The 16,925-nt window shown below is 61.0% G+C and carries 13 protein-coding genes and 1 pseudogene; 4 read left to right on the top strand and 10 right to left on the bottom strand.

Going from position 1 to position 16,925, the window contains the following annotated elements; all coding sequences use genetic code 11:
* Window positions 1-606: 606 nt before the first annotated feature.
* The 3 genes from MHM97_RS14765 to MHM97_RS14755 all read left to right on the top strand — a co-directional run bounded on the left by MHM97_RS14765 (window position 607) and on the right by MHM97_RS14755 (window position 2,686).
* A complete protein-coding gene (locus MHM97_RS14765; RefSeq protein ID WP_239323139.1) occupies window positions 607-1,266 on the top strand; it encodes a helix-turn-helix transcriptional regulator in 660 nt (219 codons plus the stop codon).
* Entirely contained in the window at window positions 1,263-1,763 is a 501-nt protein-coding gene (locus MHM97_RS14760; protein WP_239323138.1) for a hypothetical protein, read from the top strand. Before MHM97_RS14765 ends, MHM97_RS14760 begins: the two co-directional genes overlap by 4 nt.
* Window positions 1,764-2,011: 248 nt before the next feature.
* A complete protein-coding gene (locus MHM97_RS14755) occupies window positions 2,012-2,686 on the top strand; it encodes a hypothetical protein (protein ID WP_239323137.1) in 675 nt (224 codons plus the stop codon).
* A gap of 44 nt (window positions 2,687-2,730) precedes the next feature.
* On the opposite strand, the gene MHM97_RS14750 is transcribed toward MHM97_RS14755, so the two are convergent.
* From MHM97_RS14750 to cofG, 10 genes are all read right to left on the bottom strand, one after another.
* A complete protein-coding gene (locus tag MHM97_RS14750) occupies window positions 2,731-5,289 on the bottom strand; it encodes a DUF3131 domain-containing protein (RefSeq protein WP_239323136.1) in 2,559 nt (852 codons plus the stop codon).
* Entirely contained in the window at window positions 5,286-8,702 is a 3,417-nt protein-coding gene (locus MHM97_RS14745) for a glycosyltransferase (RefSeq protein WP_239323135.1), read from the bottom strand. The genes MHM97_RS14750 and MHM97_RS14745 overlap by 4 nt, the downstream gene beginning before the upstream one ends.
* A 450-nt stretch (window positions 8,703-9,152) precedes the next feature.
* Window positions 9,153-9,776 (bottom strand): TetR family transcriptional regulator C-terminal domain-containing protein, encoded by a 624-nt coding sequence (locus MHM97_RS14740; RefSeq protein ID WP_239323134.1) that lies wholly within the window; start codon window positions 9,774-9,776, stop codon window positions 9,153-9,155.
* Window positions 9,777-9,978: 202 nt separating this feature from the next.
* Window positions 9,979-11,019 carry a TIGR03842 family LLM class F420-dependent oxidoreductase gene (locus tag MHM97_RS14735; RefSeq protein ID WP_168577381.1) on the bottom strand — a complete coding sequence of 347 codons (1,041 nt, stop codon included), beginning with the start codon at window positions 11,017-11,019 and terminating at the stop codon, window positions 9,979-9,981.
* Window positions 11,020-11,060: 41 nt separating this feature from the next.
* The gene (gene npdG / locus MHM97_RS14730) at window positions 11,061-11,729 is read right to left on the bottom strand and encodes an NADPH-dependent F420 reductase (protein ID WP_239323133.1); all 669 of its coding nucleotides are present in this window, start codon (window positions 11,727-11,729) and stop codon (window positions 11,061-11,063) included.
* Window positions 11,726-12,499: a coenzyme F420-0:L-glutamate ligase gene (gene cofE, locus MHM97_RS14725; RefSeq protein WP_239323132.1), complete on the bottom strand. Its 774-nt coding sequence runs from the start codon at window positions 12,497-12,499 to the stop codon at window positions 11,726-11,728. Before cofE ends, npdG begins: the two co-directional genes overlap by 4 nt.
* Complete coding sequence (cofC, locus tag MHM97_RS14720; protein ID WP_239323131.1) at window positions 12,496-13,149, bottom strand: 2-phospho-L-lactate guanylyltransferase; 654 nt, start codon at window positions 13,147-13,149, stop codon at window positions 12,496-12,498. The genes cofE and cofC overlap by 4 nt, the downstream gene beginning before the upstream one ends.
* Window positions 13,146-14,114 carry a 2-phospho-L-lactate transferase gene (gene cofD / locus MHM97_RS14715; protein ID WP_239323130.1) on the bottom strand — a complete coding sequence of 323 codons (969 nt, stop codon included), beginning with the start codon at window positions 14,112-14,114 and terminating at the stop codon, window positions 13,146-13,148. Before cofD ends, cofC begins: the two co-directional genes overlap by 4 nt.
* Window positions 14,111-15,388, bottom strand: coding sequence for a 5-amino-6-(D-ribitylamino)uracil--L-tyrosine 4-hydroxyphenyl transferase CofH (gene cofH, locus MHM97_RS14710; RefSeq protein WP_239323129.1), 1,278 nt, complete (start codon window positions 15,386-15,388; stop codon window positions 14,111-14,113). The genes cofD and cofH overlap by 4 nt, the downstream gene beginning before the upstream one ends.
* Window positions 15,385-16,527: a 7,8-didemethyl-8-hydroxy-5-deazariboflavin synthase CofG gene (cofG, locus tag MHM97_RS14705; protein ID WP_239323128.1), complete on the bottom strand. Its 1,143-nt coding sequence runs from the start codon at window positions 16,525-16,527 to the stop codon at window positions 15,385-15,387. Before cofG ends, cofH begins: the two co-directional genes overlap by 4 nt.
* A gap of 238 nt (window positions 16,528-16,765) precedes the next feature.
* Between cofG and MHM97_RS14700 the strand changes: the two are divergent.
* Window positions 16,766-16,925: pseudogene (locus tag MHM97_RS14700) on the top strand (Re/Si-specific NAD(P)(+) transhydrogenase subunit alpha); the annotation flags it as partial.

Here is a 16,925-nt window from a genome sequence, read left to right as displayed (position 1 = left end):
GTCGAAGGCCCGATCCTGCCGCGCGTCATCTGTAAAGCGGCCATTTCCCGGGCGGTTGATTAAAGGCGAGGAACAAACCCCGGCCTCCCTGTCGGTCCGGCCTGAATAATGTGAGGGAACCGGCGCCGAGCACCCAGAAAGAGGGTGCAGGATCAGACTGACGCAGAGCAGGAAAGCGAACTAGCTAGCCGAAGGATCAGGGCCGGCATTGACCGCCAAGGCATTGAACTTTTGCAAAAACGCGATTCTTTCCGGGCGAAGATCTATATCTTTCGGAGCGGTGTCGGATTGATTCTCTGTAAACCCAGACGCAACTTTTGCGAGAAGTCAACTCGGGTGGGATTCGCTTTTAGATTAAACAATGTCAAATCGCCAAGATTTCAATTTTCGTAAATTTGACGCTAGATCATAAGCTTAGCTTTGTGATTGGTGAGTTTAAACAGTCAGTTAACACATCTCAGCTTGCCCAAATGGTTTATGAAATGTTAATGGTGACGTGAGGGAAATCGCCTGAATAGCTTAATGAGTTGAGGCTCCGAGCATGTGCTGGGAGCCAGGGTCAGAAGTATGACCCATGTGTCTGAGTGCGATTTGGAGGCTGCCATTATGAATACTGTATGTATTGCCATTGTCGGCAACGGGCTCACCGTGTCCGCGAAATGCGAAGAGCTTATTAAATTGGAATTTCCCGGAACTGAAATAATACGCGTGCAGGCCGTAGACGAGCTGGAGGTGATACACCCCGGTCCGATCAAGCTGGCGCTGATCGAGCAGGAAGTGTTTGCCGGCGTGGACAGCGGCGGGGTGGACAACCTGGAGCGATGCCCGGCGGAACGTGTGGCGCTGGCCTATCTCGATGAAGATCTGGCGCTGAGGTTTCTGGATCAGATCCAGGCCCGCGATGATGTCGGTCGCTTCGGCTTTCTGCCGATGAACCTGCAGTATGATTGCTGGGCGTCGATGCTGCGGCTGCTGTTCCTGGGCCAATGCTGCGTGCCGCAGGTGTTCCTGACGCGACAGGGAGAAGCTGTCCCGGCCGCCACGCTCTCGATGCCGAGCCGCAAGGCAAACCGGCTGACGCCAAGAGAGCGCGAAATCCTGGAGCTGGTCGCAAGTGGCAAACAGAACAAGCTGATCGCAGTTGATCTCGATCTCTCTGAACATACGGTCAAGCTGCACATGCATCATATCATCAAGAAACTTGGTGTGCGCAATCGGACGGAGGCGGCCGGCGTCTTTCTCAGCCGTGCTTCGGGCGGGGTATGACACCACAAGAGGGCGATCCCCATTTCTCGCAGTTGCTGATGCAGGTGGGGCGCCTCAACTACACGTGGACCAATACCGAGAGCGTGTTGATCCATCTGATCGCCGGGCTGATCGGAACCGATACGGAAACCGCGCTGGTGGTGTTCCTGACCCTGAATACGACACGCGCGCGGGTCGAACTGGTGGAGCGCCTGGTGAAACTGGAGCATGTTGATCCGGAGTTGCGACGGCGCGTGCTTTCGGCGACGCGCGACATGATGCGGCAATCCGCGCTACGCAATCGCTACAACCACTGCATCTACTCGTTCGACAAGGATGCCGGCACAACCCGGACCATCCTGATGCGGATCGCGGATCGCAAGGACAAGCTGAAAATTGGCCAGACGGAAGATGTCGACGATACAGCCATTGCGGGAATCGAACACGCCATCGAAAGCCTGCACGCGGTCAATCGGGATATTTGGGCGATCGTGCTCGATTTCGGGTTTCCGACGTAGGACCCGGATTCACCCCGCCTGAAATATCGGCGCGTACTCTCGGTTTTTCAGAGCGTTATCTTGTGGCCAGTCTCATTTCTTTGCCCGACGAACTCACTGAATGGGGTGGGCTGTCTTGCGATGGAAACCTGTGCGATGATAATTGGCGTGCATATAGTCTCAATTTTAATAAACTTGGACTTTATACAATTTTAAGTTTAGTACTCTGTTAAGCAATATTTCCCAATCTGCGGGACATGGGTCTGGGCATGACGAATGCTCAGAACAGTGTTCCTACTGAGCAGGATGGTGAAATGACGAGTGATATTTTTAAATCTGTAATGGCCATCTTGGCGGTGGCCTCCGTTTCCGCGTGTGGGAGCACGCGCAGTTTTGACGGCAACTCTGTCAATCGCGTCAGCACCCGCCTGAGCGTGCAAGATGATTTGCCGAACCTGACCCGCGCGACAGTGGCACCGCATCAAGAACAAATCATGAACGCGTTTCTGACCGGCTACAGCTACTGGGACAACACCCCCCGTGGCTCTGCCCAGATTGCGCGTCCGGTGATCCATCGGTCCGCGGGTGGGGTGGGGACCTATGACGATCCCGTCACACTTGCAGTTGGTCACGTCAAGAGGGGCGGGCGCAGCATCATGGATTACCCCGCTGGAACCCGCTTTTATATCGAGCGGCTGCGTAAATACGCCATTGTGGAGGATCTGTGCGGGGATGGTCCTCGGCCCCAGGAGGGCCCCTGCCACAGTGGCCACAAAGGGCACGACTGGATCGACATCTATGTGGGCGGGCGGGGCTATGACGAAGCCTCTGTTGATGCCTGCATGCGGCACATCACGGGGATTCAGCCCGTGATCTTGAACCCGCGCCCCGGCTATCCGGTGTTCGCTGGTGAAATTTCAGCAACCGGATGCCGGACGTTCTGATTGGCTCTGGACTGGGGATCAAAACCGCCTGACACTCCCGGGGATCATCCCAACGCGTTCAAATGATGCGCGATCCCCTGGAGTATGATGCTGTTGGTGTTGAGGTCGGAATACTGCTTCGTGGCTTGCCCTGTTTCCACAAAGATACTGGAGGAAAACCCGTTCTCCGTCTTTGCGGTGGCACGTACAAAGTTGCGCAACCGGTCGGAATAGGCGTGCGGCTGATACGCCGACCACAGATAGGCGGCTTTGCTGCTGACGGCGAGGTGGGATCTGGCGAACTCGGGCGTTCTGTACTCGGGTTCGCGGCCGACCGTGTCCATTGCCCAGGTGCGCGTCGGCGCGTCCAGCTGCAGGCCCTGGTACAGAAACCACGGGCTGCGGTCGATGGGGCCTTCTGATACACAGATCAACCGGCCGCTGTCCTGATACTCCTCGATCTGTGTCGAAAACAGGACATCAGCAAGATAGGCGCTTTCCGGCGACATGCCGAGCTCCATGGCCTCGAGCAGCAATGGCTCCGCACCAAAGGGGCCAATTCTGGCGGCGGCTTCCAGTAGCGCCATCTGGCCGTCGGTGGCGGATCGACCGGCGAAGACCTCATAGGGTGAACGCACCTCCAGCCCCCAGCGCCGAAACGCCAGGGCGGCGTAGTGGGCGCAATGGGACACGATCGTCGACTTGAGCGTGCCGTCGATGACCGAGTGGATCTCGCCGTCGAAAATGACCTTGTCGAGGTCGTAATTCGCGATCAGTTCCTTTAGCTCATCGCCAAAGGTGCTGTGCCGGCGCAGATTGTCCAAGGCTGCCAGGAGCCGACCGGCGTCGCACCCGTCGAAGTTCTTGTTGCCCCACTTTAGCCTATCGGTCCGGATCCAGCCTTGCGGCAGGCGCCGATCCTGTGAAACGCGTCCGACGATATTGGGCAGAATGCGGCGAATGGCCGTGTCATGCTGGTTGGCGTCGATCAGGCCGATCTGCTTTGCCGCGACCAGTGCATTTATCTGACTGCCCACGTCCCACATGGTGACGGTTTCATGCAGCCGGCCGCCGGGGGAGAAATTCACCGTCGCCGGGCACAGACCGGTTTCGGGATGGGTGAACCGTTCAATATAGCGCCAGGCGACCTGCGCATCCTCCAGCAGCTCTTCGCGGGTTGGCGCCGTGTCACGAGGGTGCCGGGTCAGCAATCCCGGCTGCGCAGCGGCGACCCGTCGGTGTCGGGTGGGGATCGGCCCCCTGGGCGCGAGCAGGCGCGCACGTTCCGGCAGGGATTGGAACGTCGTGACCGTGTCGGCCTTCAGGGCGGACAGTTTATCACTCAACTCGCGCAGGGCGACGGCCGAGGCAAAGGGCGCCGGAGAAATCTGCACGCAGAGATCTCGGATGCCAGCAAAGGCCTGTGCCACGCCGGCTGCGCTGACAGGCGTAGAAAGGCGCCGCAAGGGCAGAGTGAGCGCGCCGTCGGCAGCCAGGCCGGCTGCCGCGTTTGGTCCGGTGGGGAACCGGACAGCGATGCCGGTGGTCAGGGGCCGGGTGGTGCGGATGCCGGTGCTGTGGTCGGACGCGAGAAATTCGATCGGATGGGGCGGCGGCCATCCCTCCTGCGCTTCCTCATCGGTGGCACCGCGCTCCAGCGGTATCCAAAGTCCGGTTTCGACACTGTCTTTGGTGTCACCGCGATCCGGCCCCACCGTGAAGGGTATTTCAAGCGCGTCAAGTCGCGCCGTCAGAGCCGCAAAGCCCGCCTGGGCGGTGGTCTCTTCGGGCAGCGGTTCGAGGATATGAAGGCTGACCAGCCTGCGGAATTGGTAATTGTCACGCAGTTGCAGGTCGGCAAGCGGCAGCAGTGAAAAGCGCCCCTCGAGTTCCTGATCCGCGAGCGTCTCTGCGAAGTTGGCCGCAGCGGGAATAACCTCTGCCATCGGCAGGCGCGAAAACGACGGCGCCGACAGATAGTGGATGGTCTGTGTGGTGGCCTCTTCAAAGGGCGGTGCAGGATGCGCGTCAATCCGGCTGCGGAAGCCGCCGAACAACCGCACGACGCCATTGTCCCAGGTTTGGGACCGCGTGGGGGCGCTGTGGTCCGGAATGACCAGCACATTGATCAGGCCGGCCGTCCGCACCGCTTCCGGAGAGGCGGGGCGGGGTGCCTCATGACAGGCGATGGTCTGGATCGGAACCGGGGCGGAGCGGGCCTGTTCTGCAGGGCGCAGCATCTGCATCAGCGCGGCCAGCGCGTCGTGGGCCGCGCGCGCCTGAAAATGCGGCGACAGACTTGCCAGGTCCGGCACGAACGGCGCGATTTCGATACCGCTGCCCCCCAGAACATAGCCGGACAGCAGACGCGACAGCGCATGGTTGCCATCCAGGGCGCGGCCGGTCTCGTCAAAGGGGTGCACCAGGCATGTGACGGGGATGTTGCGCTCCCAGAACGCATCCAGAACCGCAATCAATTGCGGCACAGCGGTGCGGGAATCGATGCCCGAAATGACCGGATAGCTCTGGGGGGCGACGGCGCCGAGGAAATCGGAGGCGAGGCTCCGGATCGGCATCAGGCCAGCGCTGGCGGCCACGGTTTTCAAAAAGTGCCGGCGTTTCATGCGCCCCCCGTCGCGAGGCTGTAGTCGCGTCCCAGTCGTTTCTGTGTTCCCCAGCTCGCAAGGCGCCCGGTCACCGCGCGCAGGATCGCCCGGATAACCGAGTAATACAGCAGCGGACGGTAGAACACACGATGGATCGGGAACAGCAGCAAGGACCAGAGGCTCTCATCTTCGTCTCGCGCCAGCGCAAATGCGGCGATCAGGATCTCGAGGGCCGGGAGGGTGAGATAGGCCCAAAGGTAATGCGTGGGCTGGGCGGCAAGCGTGGTGTCAAGCTCGCCCCAGCCACCGGCCACCATGTTGTAGAGCAGGACCAGCACAAACAGATCAGCGATCGGTGCCAGAAGCGGAAAGAGGTAGCCGAAGATAAACATGTCGGGAATGGAGATCAGCCCGACCATGCGGCCTTCGAAAACGGCACGTTTGTGCTTCCATGCGCTTTGGAACATGCCAAACGACCAGCGCAGCCGCTGCTTGAGCAATTGGCCGATGCGCTCGGGGACTTCGGTGTAGCCGCGGGCGCGGGGCTCGTAGACGACGCGGTATCCGGCCCGGTTGACCTGAATGGTCAGGTCGGTGTCTTCGGTCATGGTGGCGTCGCTGAACAGCCCGGCCTTGCGCAGCGCGGAGCGCCGCCAGGCGCCCAATGCACCGGGCACGACGAGGATGCCATTGATCAGATCGAAGGCCCGGCGGTCGACATTTTGCGAGGTGGCGTATTCGAACGCTTGCAGCCGGGTCAGCAGATTGACCTTGTTGCCGGCCATGATCTTGCCCGCGACCGCGCCGACCTTCGGGTCGTTGAACTGTTTGACCAGATGACGGATCGCGCTGCGCTCGATCTGGGTGTCGGCATCGATGCAGACCACGATCTCGGCGTCGACGTTCAGCAGGGCCCGGTTCAATGCGCTCCACTTGCCCTGATTGGGCTGGGAAATCAGGCGCACGTCCTGTTTGTGGCTGAAGCGGAACACTTCTGTCAGCGTGTTGTCCGAAGACCCGTCATCCACCACGATGATCTCCAGATTGCGATAGTCGCTGGCGCGGACGCTTTCGATACAGGTGCGGATCACCTTTTCCTCGTTGTGGGCCGGGATGATGACGGCAACGCGCGGTTCCACGAGGCTGACGGGACGGCGCCCGCGCCAGTTCAGGATCGAGAGGACAAGCACGGCCAGCGACCGGGTGATGCCGATGGCCAGCGCCACCCAGAAGGCGGTCACGACCGCATGGCGCATCCAGGCGACCATGGAAAACGACACCCGGTCAAGCGTCTGATATCCACCCTCGGCCACCGGCATGATGTCGGCGCGTGTGGTGTTTGCCAGGTTCGCCAGCGTGGTAAAGCTGTATCCCTCGTCGCGCAGCCCGGCAATGATGAGCGGCAGTGCCTTGACCGTTGCGGAACGGTCTTTGCCACCGTCATGCAGAAGGATCATGTTGCCGCGATCGTTCTGTACTTCGGAGATGACGAAATCCGCGATCTCGCGCGCGCTCCAGCCGTCCCAGTCGCGCGGGACGATATCCATGCCCACGACTTCCAGTCCCCGGTCCAGGGCCGGTTCCAGTGACGCGACGCGGGCGGCGCTGATCGGGCCGCCGCTGCGCTGGAACGGTTCACGATAGAGCATGGCCTTGCGTCCGACTGCACCGGCAATGATTTTGTCGAGCAGCGAGAACTCCAGATCGACACGGGTTCGCGAGATCTGGTCCATTCGCGGGTGCGAAAACGTGTGCGCCCCGATCTCGTGCCCCTCGTCGACGATGCGGCGCAGCACATCCGGCGCTTCCATCACCGCAGATCCGGTGACAAAGAACGCTGCCGGTACGGATTCCGCCTCGAGGATATCAAGCACCTGTGGCGAAAACTCAGGATGCGGGCCGTCGTCAAAGGTCAACGCCACCTGTTTGCCTTCGGGTTTGCCATAGCGTTCAAGCGCGTAGGGGCGGGGCATCAGGTCGTAGCTCTGCGCTGTCACCCGCCCGGTTTCGTCATCGATACGCACTTGCCGAATGCCCGGAGAGAGCCGCTGCTTGAGTTTCAGAAACGCCCCTTCGCCGGAGTATTGGACAAAGTTTTTCAGCTGCACCAGCGCCAGCGCTGCGCTCAGTTCATCGGCGGAGCTGCCGCGGTTTCGCAACACCGTCCAGACGCCGGGGTCTTCTTGGCCGAGCGACCAGATGCCGGTGCTGGCGATCCCCAGGTCGGTCAGCGTGGCGAGCTGGTTTTGTATGGATGCTGCGTCCTGCAGCCAGATTTTGTGCTGACGCCCGTTTGCATCCCGAAAGGAGCTGAGACTGCCAGAGACCTTCGCGCTGTAGCGCAGCTTTGCGCCTGTGGCCGCAATTCTGTCCATGGCCTCTGCGTATGGCATCGTCCGCGGCATCGGCACCCCGGAGGTCCATTCAACGGCAAAGCTGCCAAGCGCGACCACCAGTTTGTCCTTGCCGAGTGTCTCTGCGGCTGCTTTTGCCGTGTCCGCGAACCAGGCATCAGGCGCCAGCGGTGCAGGTGCCGCACCGACCCAGGGTTCGTGAAAGAGCTTCAGGATGACGGTGTCGAACAGATCTGTGGCCTCCGGGGTCCGCCACAGGGCGTCGGTCCCGCTCAGGATCAGGCAGGCCGTGAAACCGTCTGCGTCAAACCGGTTTGCCAGCGTTTCAAAGAAGGGCAGCAGCCGGGGCAGGTCCGCTTCGTTGAAGTCAAGGATGTTCAGGCAGGCCCCCTGCGCATAGAGCAGGGTCAGCGTCGTGGCGAGCTCGGACGCCATGCGCGTGGCGGTGCCCGGCGTGCTCAACGCGGTGAAAAAGGCCTCTTTCCGCGGGCCGGGATCAATCATGACCGTTGGCATCAGGTCCGGTGTGGCGGCGGATTGCGCCCGGAAGTCCTCCACCATCACGCGGCTTTCGGCGCTTTCGAGGGTGAGAGCCGGGCCGTTGGCGTCTGCTTCGATACGCAGCCAGTCCGGTACCAGGACCCCGATCTGTTCGCAGCTGTCGGGCAGGGACAGGTGCGCCCAGTCATAGGTGCTGGGCACATGGGCAAAGACCACCGGCGCTGCCGCATCCGCCATGGCGGCAAAATAGGGCTGCTCGGTCGGGGCACAACGCGTGTCACGTTTCGGTGCCGCTGCAAGAGATGCGAGCTGCACATCCGGGGGCAGCGTCCGGTCAAACGTCTCCAGTGGGTCCCGACGATCCTCTCGGGACCAATAGGCACTGACATCCTGGAACGCGGTTTGCCAGGACAGGGCGCCGTTCAGAAACAGTGCGAGCCAGGCCAGCGCGACGGCAAGAAGCAAGATCACCGCTTGCAGCAGGCGCCGCCGGCGTATCTGTTTCGGGTCGGCAAAGACCTTGCCGGTCTCGGAGCTGACCGTCAGCTTTTCGTAGTGGAATGCAAATCTGTTCACAGGGATTGCTCCCCGCAAACTGCCGGCATCACAGCCTCACGCGACAAGCGCACGCCTGCCGCAATTGTACCCTGCACAATTGCTCGCACGGTCCCCCACAAAACCGGTATCGGTCCCAAGCTGCCACCCGCCGCCCTGCGGCGAAGGTCCCCACCCGTGAAGCGGCAGCGTGGGATCCATTGATCTATGCCCAGCAGACTTCCGCCGATCAGACCAAATGTCAAAATTGTCTTTATATTAGCGAGAAATTGCGAGAAATTTTAATGAACTTGTGGTGATAATCCGCGAGATCCAGCCCGATTGTTGCCCGATCCCGGCCCAGTCTGGCCTTTGGAGCGCGCGGAAATACACTTTCGAATCGCGGCGCTACACTTTTCGGGTTTCGGGCGATGCGGGGCGCGGGGCCCCGACCGTCGGGCGCGGCTGTCGTGAGGGACGCACGGCGCGGGGTCAGAGTGTGAGAAGCTTCTTGTACATATCGATCAGGAAGGCCTCGGCTTCCTCGTATCTCTCTTGCAGCTTCGCCGGGGCGATTTCCTCGATCTGCACGTCGAAATCGGCATAGTGCTGGGTGGTGGCCCAGATGGAAAACAGCAGGTGATGAGGATCAACCCTGGCCATGCGCTGATCCTGCATCCAGCCCTCCAGGACCTGGATCTTGGCGTTGAACAGTTCCTTGAGCGGGCCGAAAATCTCGCTGCGGGATTGCGGCAGGCCACTGAGGATCTCATTGGCAAAGAACTTGCTCTCCTTGGGGAAGTTCTTTGAAATCTCCAGCTTGCGGCGGATGTAGTGACAGATTTCTTCCACCGGATCGCCGTGCGGGCTGAGCATGCTGAGCGGCGCCATCCACAGTTGCAGCGTGCGCGACAGGAGTTCCTTGCGGATCGCGTCCTTGCTCTCGAAATAATAGAGCAGGTTGGGCGTGGTCAGCCCGGCCGTTTTGGCGATCATGTTGATGGAGGCGCCCGATGACCCGTGAAGGGCAAAAACTTCCAGAGCCGCAGTCAGGATTTGCTCGGTTTTTTGACGCTGAATCTTGGTTCTGGGTTTTGCATCTGACATGCGCGCCATCTAACGGATCCGCCATTTGTAAGCTGAAATAAAGTTGCGCACCTATTGGCACATGTCAAAGCGCGTGACTAGCGCCTGCGGGCGAGCGGGGTTGGAAAAGGGGGCGATTGGAAATCCAACGGGGTGACATTTGCGTGAGCCAAAAAAACAGGCGGGCAACATGTGCCCGCCTGCTGGCCAGTTGTCTCGGGGAGTTGTGAGGTCAGGATGCGGCCAGTGAAGCTTTTTTGGCGGCGGCTTCTTGTTGGAACACCGGGATGATCTTTTCGCCGTAATCGGCGATGATTTTCTCTTCATCGCCGCTGTCGAGGTAGATGTTGAACTGGGTGGTCCCGGCGGCCTCCAGATCGCGCAGCTTGGCAATATGTTCGTCCGGGGTGCCCAGTACGCAGAAGCTCTTCACGATGTCTTCGGTGATGAAGTCCAGATAGGGGTTATCGCTCTGACCGTGCTTGGAATAGTCGTAGCCTTTGCGGTTCTTGATGTAGTCGGTCAGGCTGGTCGGCACGTGATCGCCGTCGGTGCCGTATTTCTCAACGATGTCAGCGACGTGGTTGCCGACCATGGCGGGGAACCACTTGGTCTTCTCGATGCCTTCCTCGATCGGGCCGGTGTGCGCAGGCGCGGCCGCCATCACGCGGTAGCTCGACATGTCGCGGCCTTCCGCTTCGCCGCCGGCCTTGGCCTGATCCGCCAGCCATTTGACGATCTTGGGTTCTGCGATCTGCAGCACCACGCCGTCGCCCACCTTGCCAGCCGAGGCCAGCGCCTTGGGGCCATAGGCACCAATCCAGACAGGGAGCTCATAACCGCTGGCCCAGGGGAACTTTACTGGTTCCGGGCATTCGCCGTATTGTACCTCTTCGCCGCGGATCAGGGATTTCACCACATGGGTGAACTCTTCCATCCGCTTGATCGTCGAGGGTTTCTTGCCCATCACGCGCACGGCGCTGTCGCCGCGCCCAAGGCCAATGTCGAAGCGTCCGCCGGACTGTTTGGCGAGCGAGCCGAACAGCGAGGCCGCGACTGACCATTCGCGCGAGTTGGGATTGGTGACCAGCGGGCCAAAGCGCATGTTTTCCGTGTGCTCCATGCACATCGCCATCGCCACGAAGCTTTCGCGCCACAGGATGTGACTGTCGTAGAACCAGCAATAGGTGAAGCCTGCATTCTCGGCCTGACGCACTAGGGCGCGGGCGCGGTCAGGTTCAACGAAGCCTTTGAAACAAATTCCGAATTCCATGTCTTCCTCCGTGTTGGAATAGGTTTTTATGCTGTGTGGGTTTAGTGATCGGGGGCGCAGATGCGGATGCCCGCATGGGTGAAGGGCACCGCCTTTGAGATATTCTGACGGATCAGGATCGGGGTGATCGCCTCGATGCAGCGGGCAGATTGTGCATCACCTGCGTTGTAGGTCTGCACATCCAGCGCGCCGACCAGCTCCATCACTTGTTTGCGGGCGGGAAGGCTGTTGCCGCAGATCAGGATGTCGCAGTTGATGTCCCAATCGAGTTTGTTGAGCGTGGTGGCGGAGACATTGTGCAACGCGCCCACCACCGGGATCTCCTCGCCCAGCAAGGCCTGTGCGGCCTCGGTGGCAGAGCCTTCTGGCGGCATATCGACCTTTTTCGGGTCGCCCTCGGCCAATGGCACCACGATATCGACAAGGATCTTGTCCGCGAGGTGCGGTTTGAGCGTGGTGAGCGTTGCGTTATGGGCTGACCAAGGCACGGCGCAGATCACCATTTGATCGGCGGCTTGCGTCGCCTCGATATTGCCAAGGCCGGAGATTTCGGCAGCGCCTTCGGGCAGTTTCTGCATCAGCTCGGCGGCGATCCCGGCACTGCGTTCGGCGTCGCGAGAGCCAAGTGCGACCTCAATCCCAGCGCGGGCAAACCGCAGTGCCAGACCCTGTCCTTGCGGCCCGGTGCCGCCAATGATCGCGATCTTCATCTGAACATATCCTCCTGTTTTTTCCTGAGTATGTCGGCGCCGCGGCTGTCGGCGGGCTGCCAGTCGAGCCCGCGCAACAGCACAGCCGGGGTGCGCCCGTTCTTGCGCACCACGAGGCCGGTTGCGGCGGCGATTTCATCGGCAAATGCCGGTTCTGTGACCTCCAGCGGACGGCCCCATGCGTCCAGATTGCCCTGTTCGCGGATGGTGGCGGGCACCTTGGAAAGGCCGATCGCCACATTGACCTGACCCAGCCGCCATGGCCTGCCGAAGGTGTCGGTCATCACCACGCCGATACGGGCATCAAAGCGCTCCGCCAGATCGCGTTGCAGCCTTGCGCAGCTTGCGTCCGGGTCTTTGGGCAGCACCATGGCGGCGTCTTCTTCGCCAAAATTGGACTGATCCACCGCCGCATTGGCCGAAATGAACCCAAGCCGGTGTTCGCAGATCATCGTCCCCTCGTTCTGGTCGGGACGTTTGAACGAACGCACGACGCGGGTGCTTTCGCGCAGGACCACCTCGACCTTGCGGGGGTCTTTGTTCAGCTCTTCGCCATACCGAAGGGCCTCGGGCGAGGGCGTCACGCTGGCAAGCGGAATGATGCAGCCCTCGGCCTTGGAAAAGACCTTCTGCGCCACGCAGAGAATATCGCCATCCCGTAAGGGAAGATCGGCGTTGCTCAGGCAGTCGGCGAATATGGCCGACAGATTGTCGCCGTTTTGAATGTCCGGCACGCCGGGCAGGGCGGTGAGGGTGACGCTCAGGCTCATAGGGTGGCCTCCTGCGCAAGGATTTCCGGGTTGCGGGCGAGCAGGTGGCCGAGGTCCTCAACGGTGTCGACATCGATCCGCAGGCTCTCGAGCGGCAGGATAACGGGCCAAAGCCCGGCCCGCTCTGCCGCGCGGCCGTGATGCACCACGGAGTTGGGGCCATACTGAAACCGAAACGGGCAGGGCAGCGGGGCCAAGAGCGCATTGGTGCCCAGATCCGCCGATGGGCAGAACACGGCGCGCCCTTGCGCGAGGTCGTGGCTCAGCAAGCGGGCAAGGTCGCAAGCCTTGGGCGCGGCGAGGTCACCGGGCAGGATGCAGATTGCATCATAGCCTTGACGTGCCCCCAATGCGGCGGCCACCTCCAATGACTGAGACAGGCCGTCGAGGCCCTCGTCATCAATCAGGGCGACACCTGCGCACCTGGCGATGCGGGAAATCACCGGACTTGAGGTGAGCACCGCGATGTCGGCACTGCCGTGGGGCAGCAGCATAAGCGCCTCGGACAGGTGATTGAGCGTTGCCCGAAACAGCGCCAGAGCGATGCCCGCGCGCCCGTTGGCATCCAGCGCCGCGCCGAGCCGGGTCTTGGCGCGAGAGGGGTCTTTCATCGGAATGACCACCAGCCGCTTTTGTGTGAGGGCCGTCATGCGGCGGCTCCTTTGCGGGCGTGGTCGTGATGGAAGTCGACGATTTCACGCGCCATACGTGTTTTATCTTTGAGATCGCGCATCAGGATCGCAGAGCAGATCGGCGTTGGGCCGATGCTTTGGATCTCTGGTGCAAGGGCGGCATCGACGTGGTCGATGAACAGCGCGTCCACCACATCGCGGTAGCGCTGGGCAACCCCCACCGCGTCTGCCCGTTCGCCAAGGGCGGCCATCATCCTGTCGGCGGGGCCTTTGACGACCTTGCCCGCGATAAAGGGGCTGACCGCGACCTTGGGCGCGCGGGCGGATTGGACCGCTTCGCCAATACCGGGGATGCCAAGGATCGGTGCGATACTGACAAGCGGGTTTGAGGGTGCAATGACGATCAGATCGGCGGAGCTGATCGCGGCCAGCGCCTCTGGGGTTGGTTTTGCCTGCGTGATGCCGTCAAAGGCCAGCTCCCGCACATCGGGCGCGCAGCGTTCGCGAACGAAATACTCCTGAAAGCTGAGCCAGCCCGCATCAGTACGTACGCGGGTTTGTACTTGGTCATCCGTGGGCAGCAGGATCTCTGCGCTGACGCCAAAAGCGCGGGCGACGTCGTGGGCGATGTCGCTGGGGCGATCCCCCTTCAGGCGGCGCTGGCTGCGATAGATATGCAGGCCAAAGTCCCGATCCCCAAGCGACATCCATGTGTCTGCGCCAAGGGTTTTCAGGGTCTCAAGCGCCCGGTGGCCCTCATCAGCGACACCCCAGCCCTGCTGGCGGTCGATCACATCGGCAAGGCTATAGGTCAGCGTATCAATGTCGGGCGAGACCCACAGCCCGTGAAAGCTGTCGTCGTCCGCCACATTTCCAATCACGCTGAGTGCCACATCCGGTAGCGCGGCCAACCCTTCGGCCATTTTTGCACCGCCGACGCCTCCCGCAAGGAGCGTGACCTTTGTCTGGGATGTGTCGCTCATTCCGCTGCCTCCAGCGTCGTGCTGCGTTCTGGGAACATCTGGAGGAAATCCAGCGGGTTGCGCCCGCGACGATCCACCAACGGGGCCAGATCCTCTGGGTCGTGATCGTCATAGATGTCGCGCAGCTCGTAGATGGTGTTGCGGCGCACCGGTACCCGGCCAGCGGCGCGGATCATCTGGACCAGTTCCTTTGCGGTGATTTCCTGCCCGTGATCGGAGCCTGCCGCGCGCGAGATGCTCTCATTCATCAAGGTGCCGCCAAGGTCGTTGACGCCACGCGCCAGCATCTGCTGGGCACGGGCCGCGCCGAGTTTGGTCCAGCTGACCTGAATATTGTCGATCCAGCCGTGCAGCATGATGCGCGAGACCGCATGCATCAGATCGACTTCCAGCGCGGTGGGGCCGGGGCGGACCTTGTCGGGGTTTTCCGACCACAGAGGCGACTCGGTGTGGACAAAGGACAGCGGCACCAGTTCGGTAAAGCCGCCGGTGTCTTTCTGGATGTCGCGCAGCAGGCGGATATGCGCGGCCCAATGTTCGGGCGCGTCAATATGGCCGTACATGATGGTTGCCGTGGTGGGGATGCCAACCTCATGCGCGGCGCGGATGATCTCCACCCATTTCTCGGCGCTGAGCTTGTTCTTGGTCAGTTGCAGGCGCACTTCGGTGTCGAGGATTTCGGCGGCGGTACCGGGCATCGATCCAAGGCCCGCGTCCTTCAGGTCCGCGAGGAAGTCGTGATAGGACATCTTGGTCTTGGACGCGCCATACCAGATCTCGAAGGGGGAGAAGGCGTGAATATGCATGTCCGGCAGCGCCGCCTTGATGGCGCGCACGATGTCGCGGTAATAGGTGCCTTCCATCTTGGGGTGCAGACCGCCCTGAATGCAGACCTCGGTGCCGCCACGATCCCAGGCTTCTTGCGCGCGCTCTACCACTTGCTCGGGTGAGAGCCATTCGGCCCCCGCATCCTCGCTGCGCTTGGCAAAGCCGCAGAACCGGCAGCCCATGTAGCAGATATTGGTGAAGTTGATATTGCGATTGACCACAAAGGAGACATGATCGCCGTTGGTGCGTCGACGCAGCTCATTTGCGGTGCGATACACGGCCTCCGCATCTGCACCGCTGGTTTTAAAGAGGCTGACGCCTTCTGCTTCGCTAACCTCGCCGCCGCTCAGGACCTTGTCGAGGATCTGCCGGATCGGGGCGGAGGCGCCATCGGTCAGGGCGTGTACTGCTGTTGTCGGGGATTCAATCGTTTGCCGGATGGTCATGCGGTCTCTCCCATATGCCGTTGTTCGCGGGCCAGCCCGTTGGTGCCTGCCATGCCATGGGCGCGGCGCAGGACGGCGGGGTTGATGAAATCGGTCTCTGTGGTCAGGTAGCGGGGATAGACGGTCAGCCGTTCGCGCAGCTCAAACCCGGCCTCTGTGCAGGACCGATCCAGCGACCGGATTTCCGGCCATTCATGTTGTGGATTGATAAAGTCGATGGTGACCGGCGAAATGCCGCCCCAATCGTTGATGCCAGCCTCAAGATAGGCGATGTGACGCGCACTGAGATTGGGGGGCGCTTGCAGGCTGATGTCCGGTGACAGGATGATCCGCGCCGCTGCAATGGTGCGCAGCATGTCCTCTAATGTGGGCTCCGGGTGCTGCGCCATCTCGATATCGGGTTTGCGCTGAAAATTCTGGATGATCACTTCCTGGATGTGGCCGTGGCGGGCATGGGCTGCGTTGATCGCGTGCAGCGCCTCGATGCGCTCGGCAAAGCTCTCGCCAATCCCGATCAACAGACCCGTAGTGAAGGGCACCTGTTTCTCGCCTGCGCGTTCCAGCGTGCGCAAGCGCTGGACTGGCACCTTGTCGGGGCAGGCATAATGCGGATGGCCCCGGCGGGTCAGCCGACGGCTGACGGTTTCCAGCATCATCCCCATGGAGGCCGCGACCGGGCGCAATACGTCGATTTCATCGTCGGTGAGCGTACCCGCATTCACATGCGGCAGGAGCGTGGTTTCCTCCAGCACCAGCTCGCACATGTCGCGCAGGTAGTCGGTGAGGCGACTGTACCCAAGCCGTTCCAGCCCCGCACGAGCCTTAGCATAGCGCAGTTCCGGCTTTTCTCCGAGGCTGAACAACAGCTCTTTGCAGCCCTCCTGTTCACCCTTTTGCGCGGTCGCCAGAACCTCCTCTGGCGTCATGATATTGGCCTCCGGCGAGTCCGGGTGTTTGACGAAGGTGCAATAGCCGCAGGTGTCGCGACACATGTTGGTCAGAGGCACGAATGCCTTGCGCGAATAGGTGATCGTCCGGCCCCATTGGGCATCACGGATTTGGGCCGCGCGGCTCATCAAAGCGCGCAGATCTCCCGCCTCCGCCCAGGTCGTGCCTGTGCTGAGCGATTGGGTATTCATGGTGTCCTCCCTGCCTCAAGGATTGTGGGTCAGGGTGGCAGCTGTCAAATAATTTTTTAGCTATAACTCAAAAAATGAAACACACTGATGTGATTGATGTGGTTATATAGTTGATAAATAAAGATATAAAAATCATCTTCTGAAATTTATTGACTACTAAGTAAAACAATCAAATACTCCCTCTTGCTCGTGGCGATCCTTTGGGAGGAGGGCTGTCACGCTAAGGGAGGACATCAAAGTGCGAATAGGAACGCCGCGAGAGTTGGCGACTGGCGAGTCGCGCGTAGCGATGACGCCATTGTCGGCGCGTGATCTTCAGAAGCTGGGGTTTGAGTGCTGTATCGAGGCTGGCGCGGGTGAGGCTGCGGGGTTTACCGATGCGGCCTATGCCGAGGCCG

The organism is Epibacterium sp. Ofav1-8 (genome assembly GCF_022348185.1).
Taxonomy (GTDB): Bacteria; Pseudomonadota; Alphaproteobacteria; order Rhodobacterales; family Rhodobacteraceae; genus Epibacterium.
Note: the sequence above shows the minus strand (reverse complement) of the source record. Positions and strands in the feature narration are given on the sequence as shown.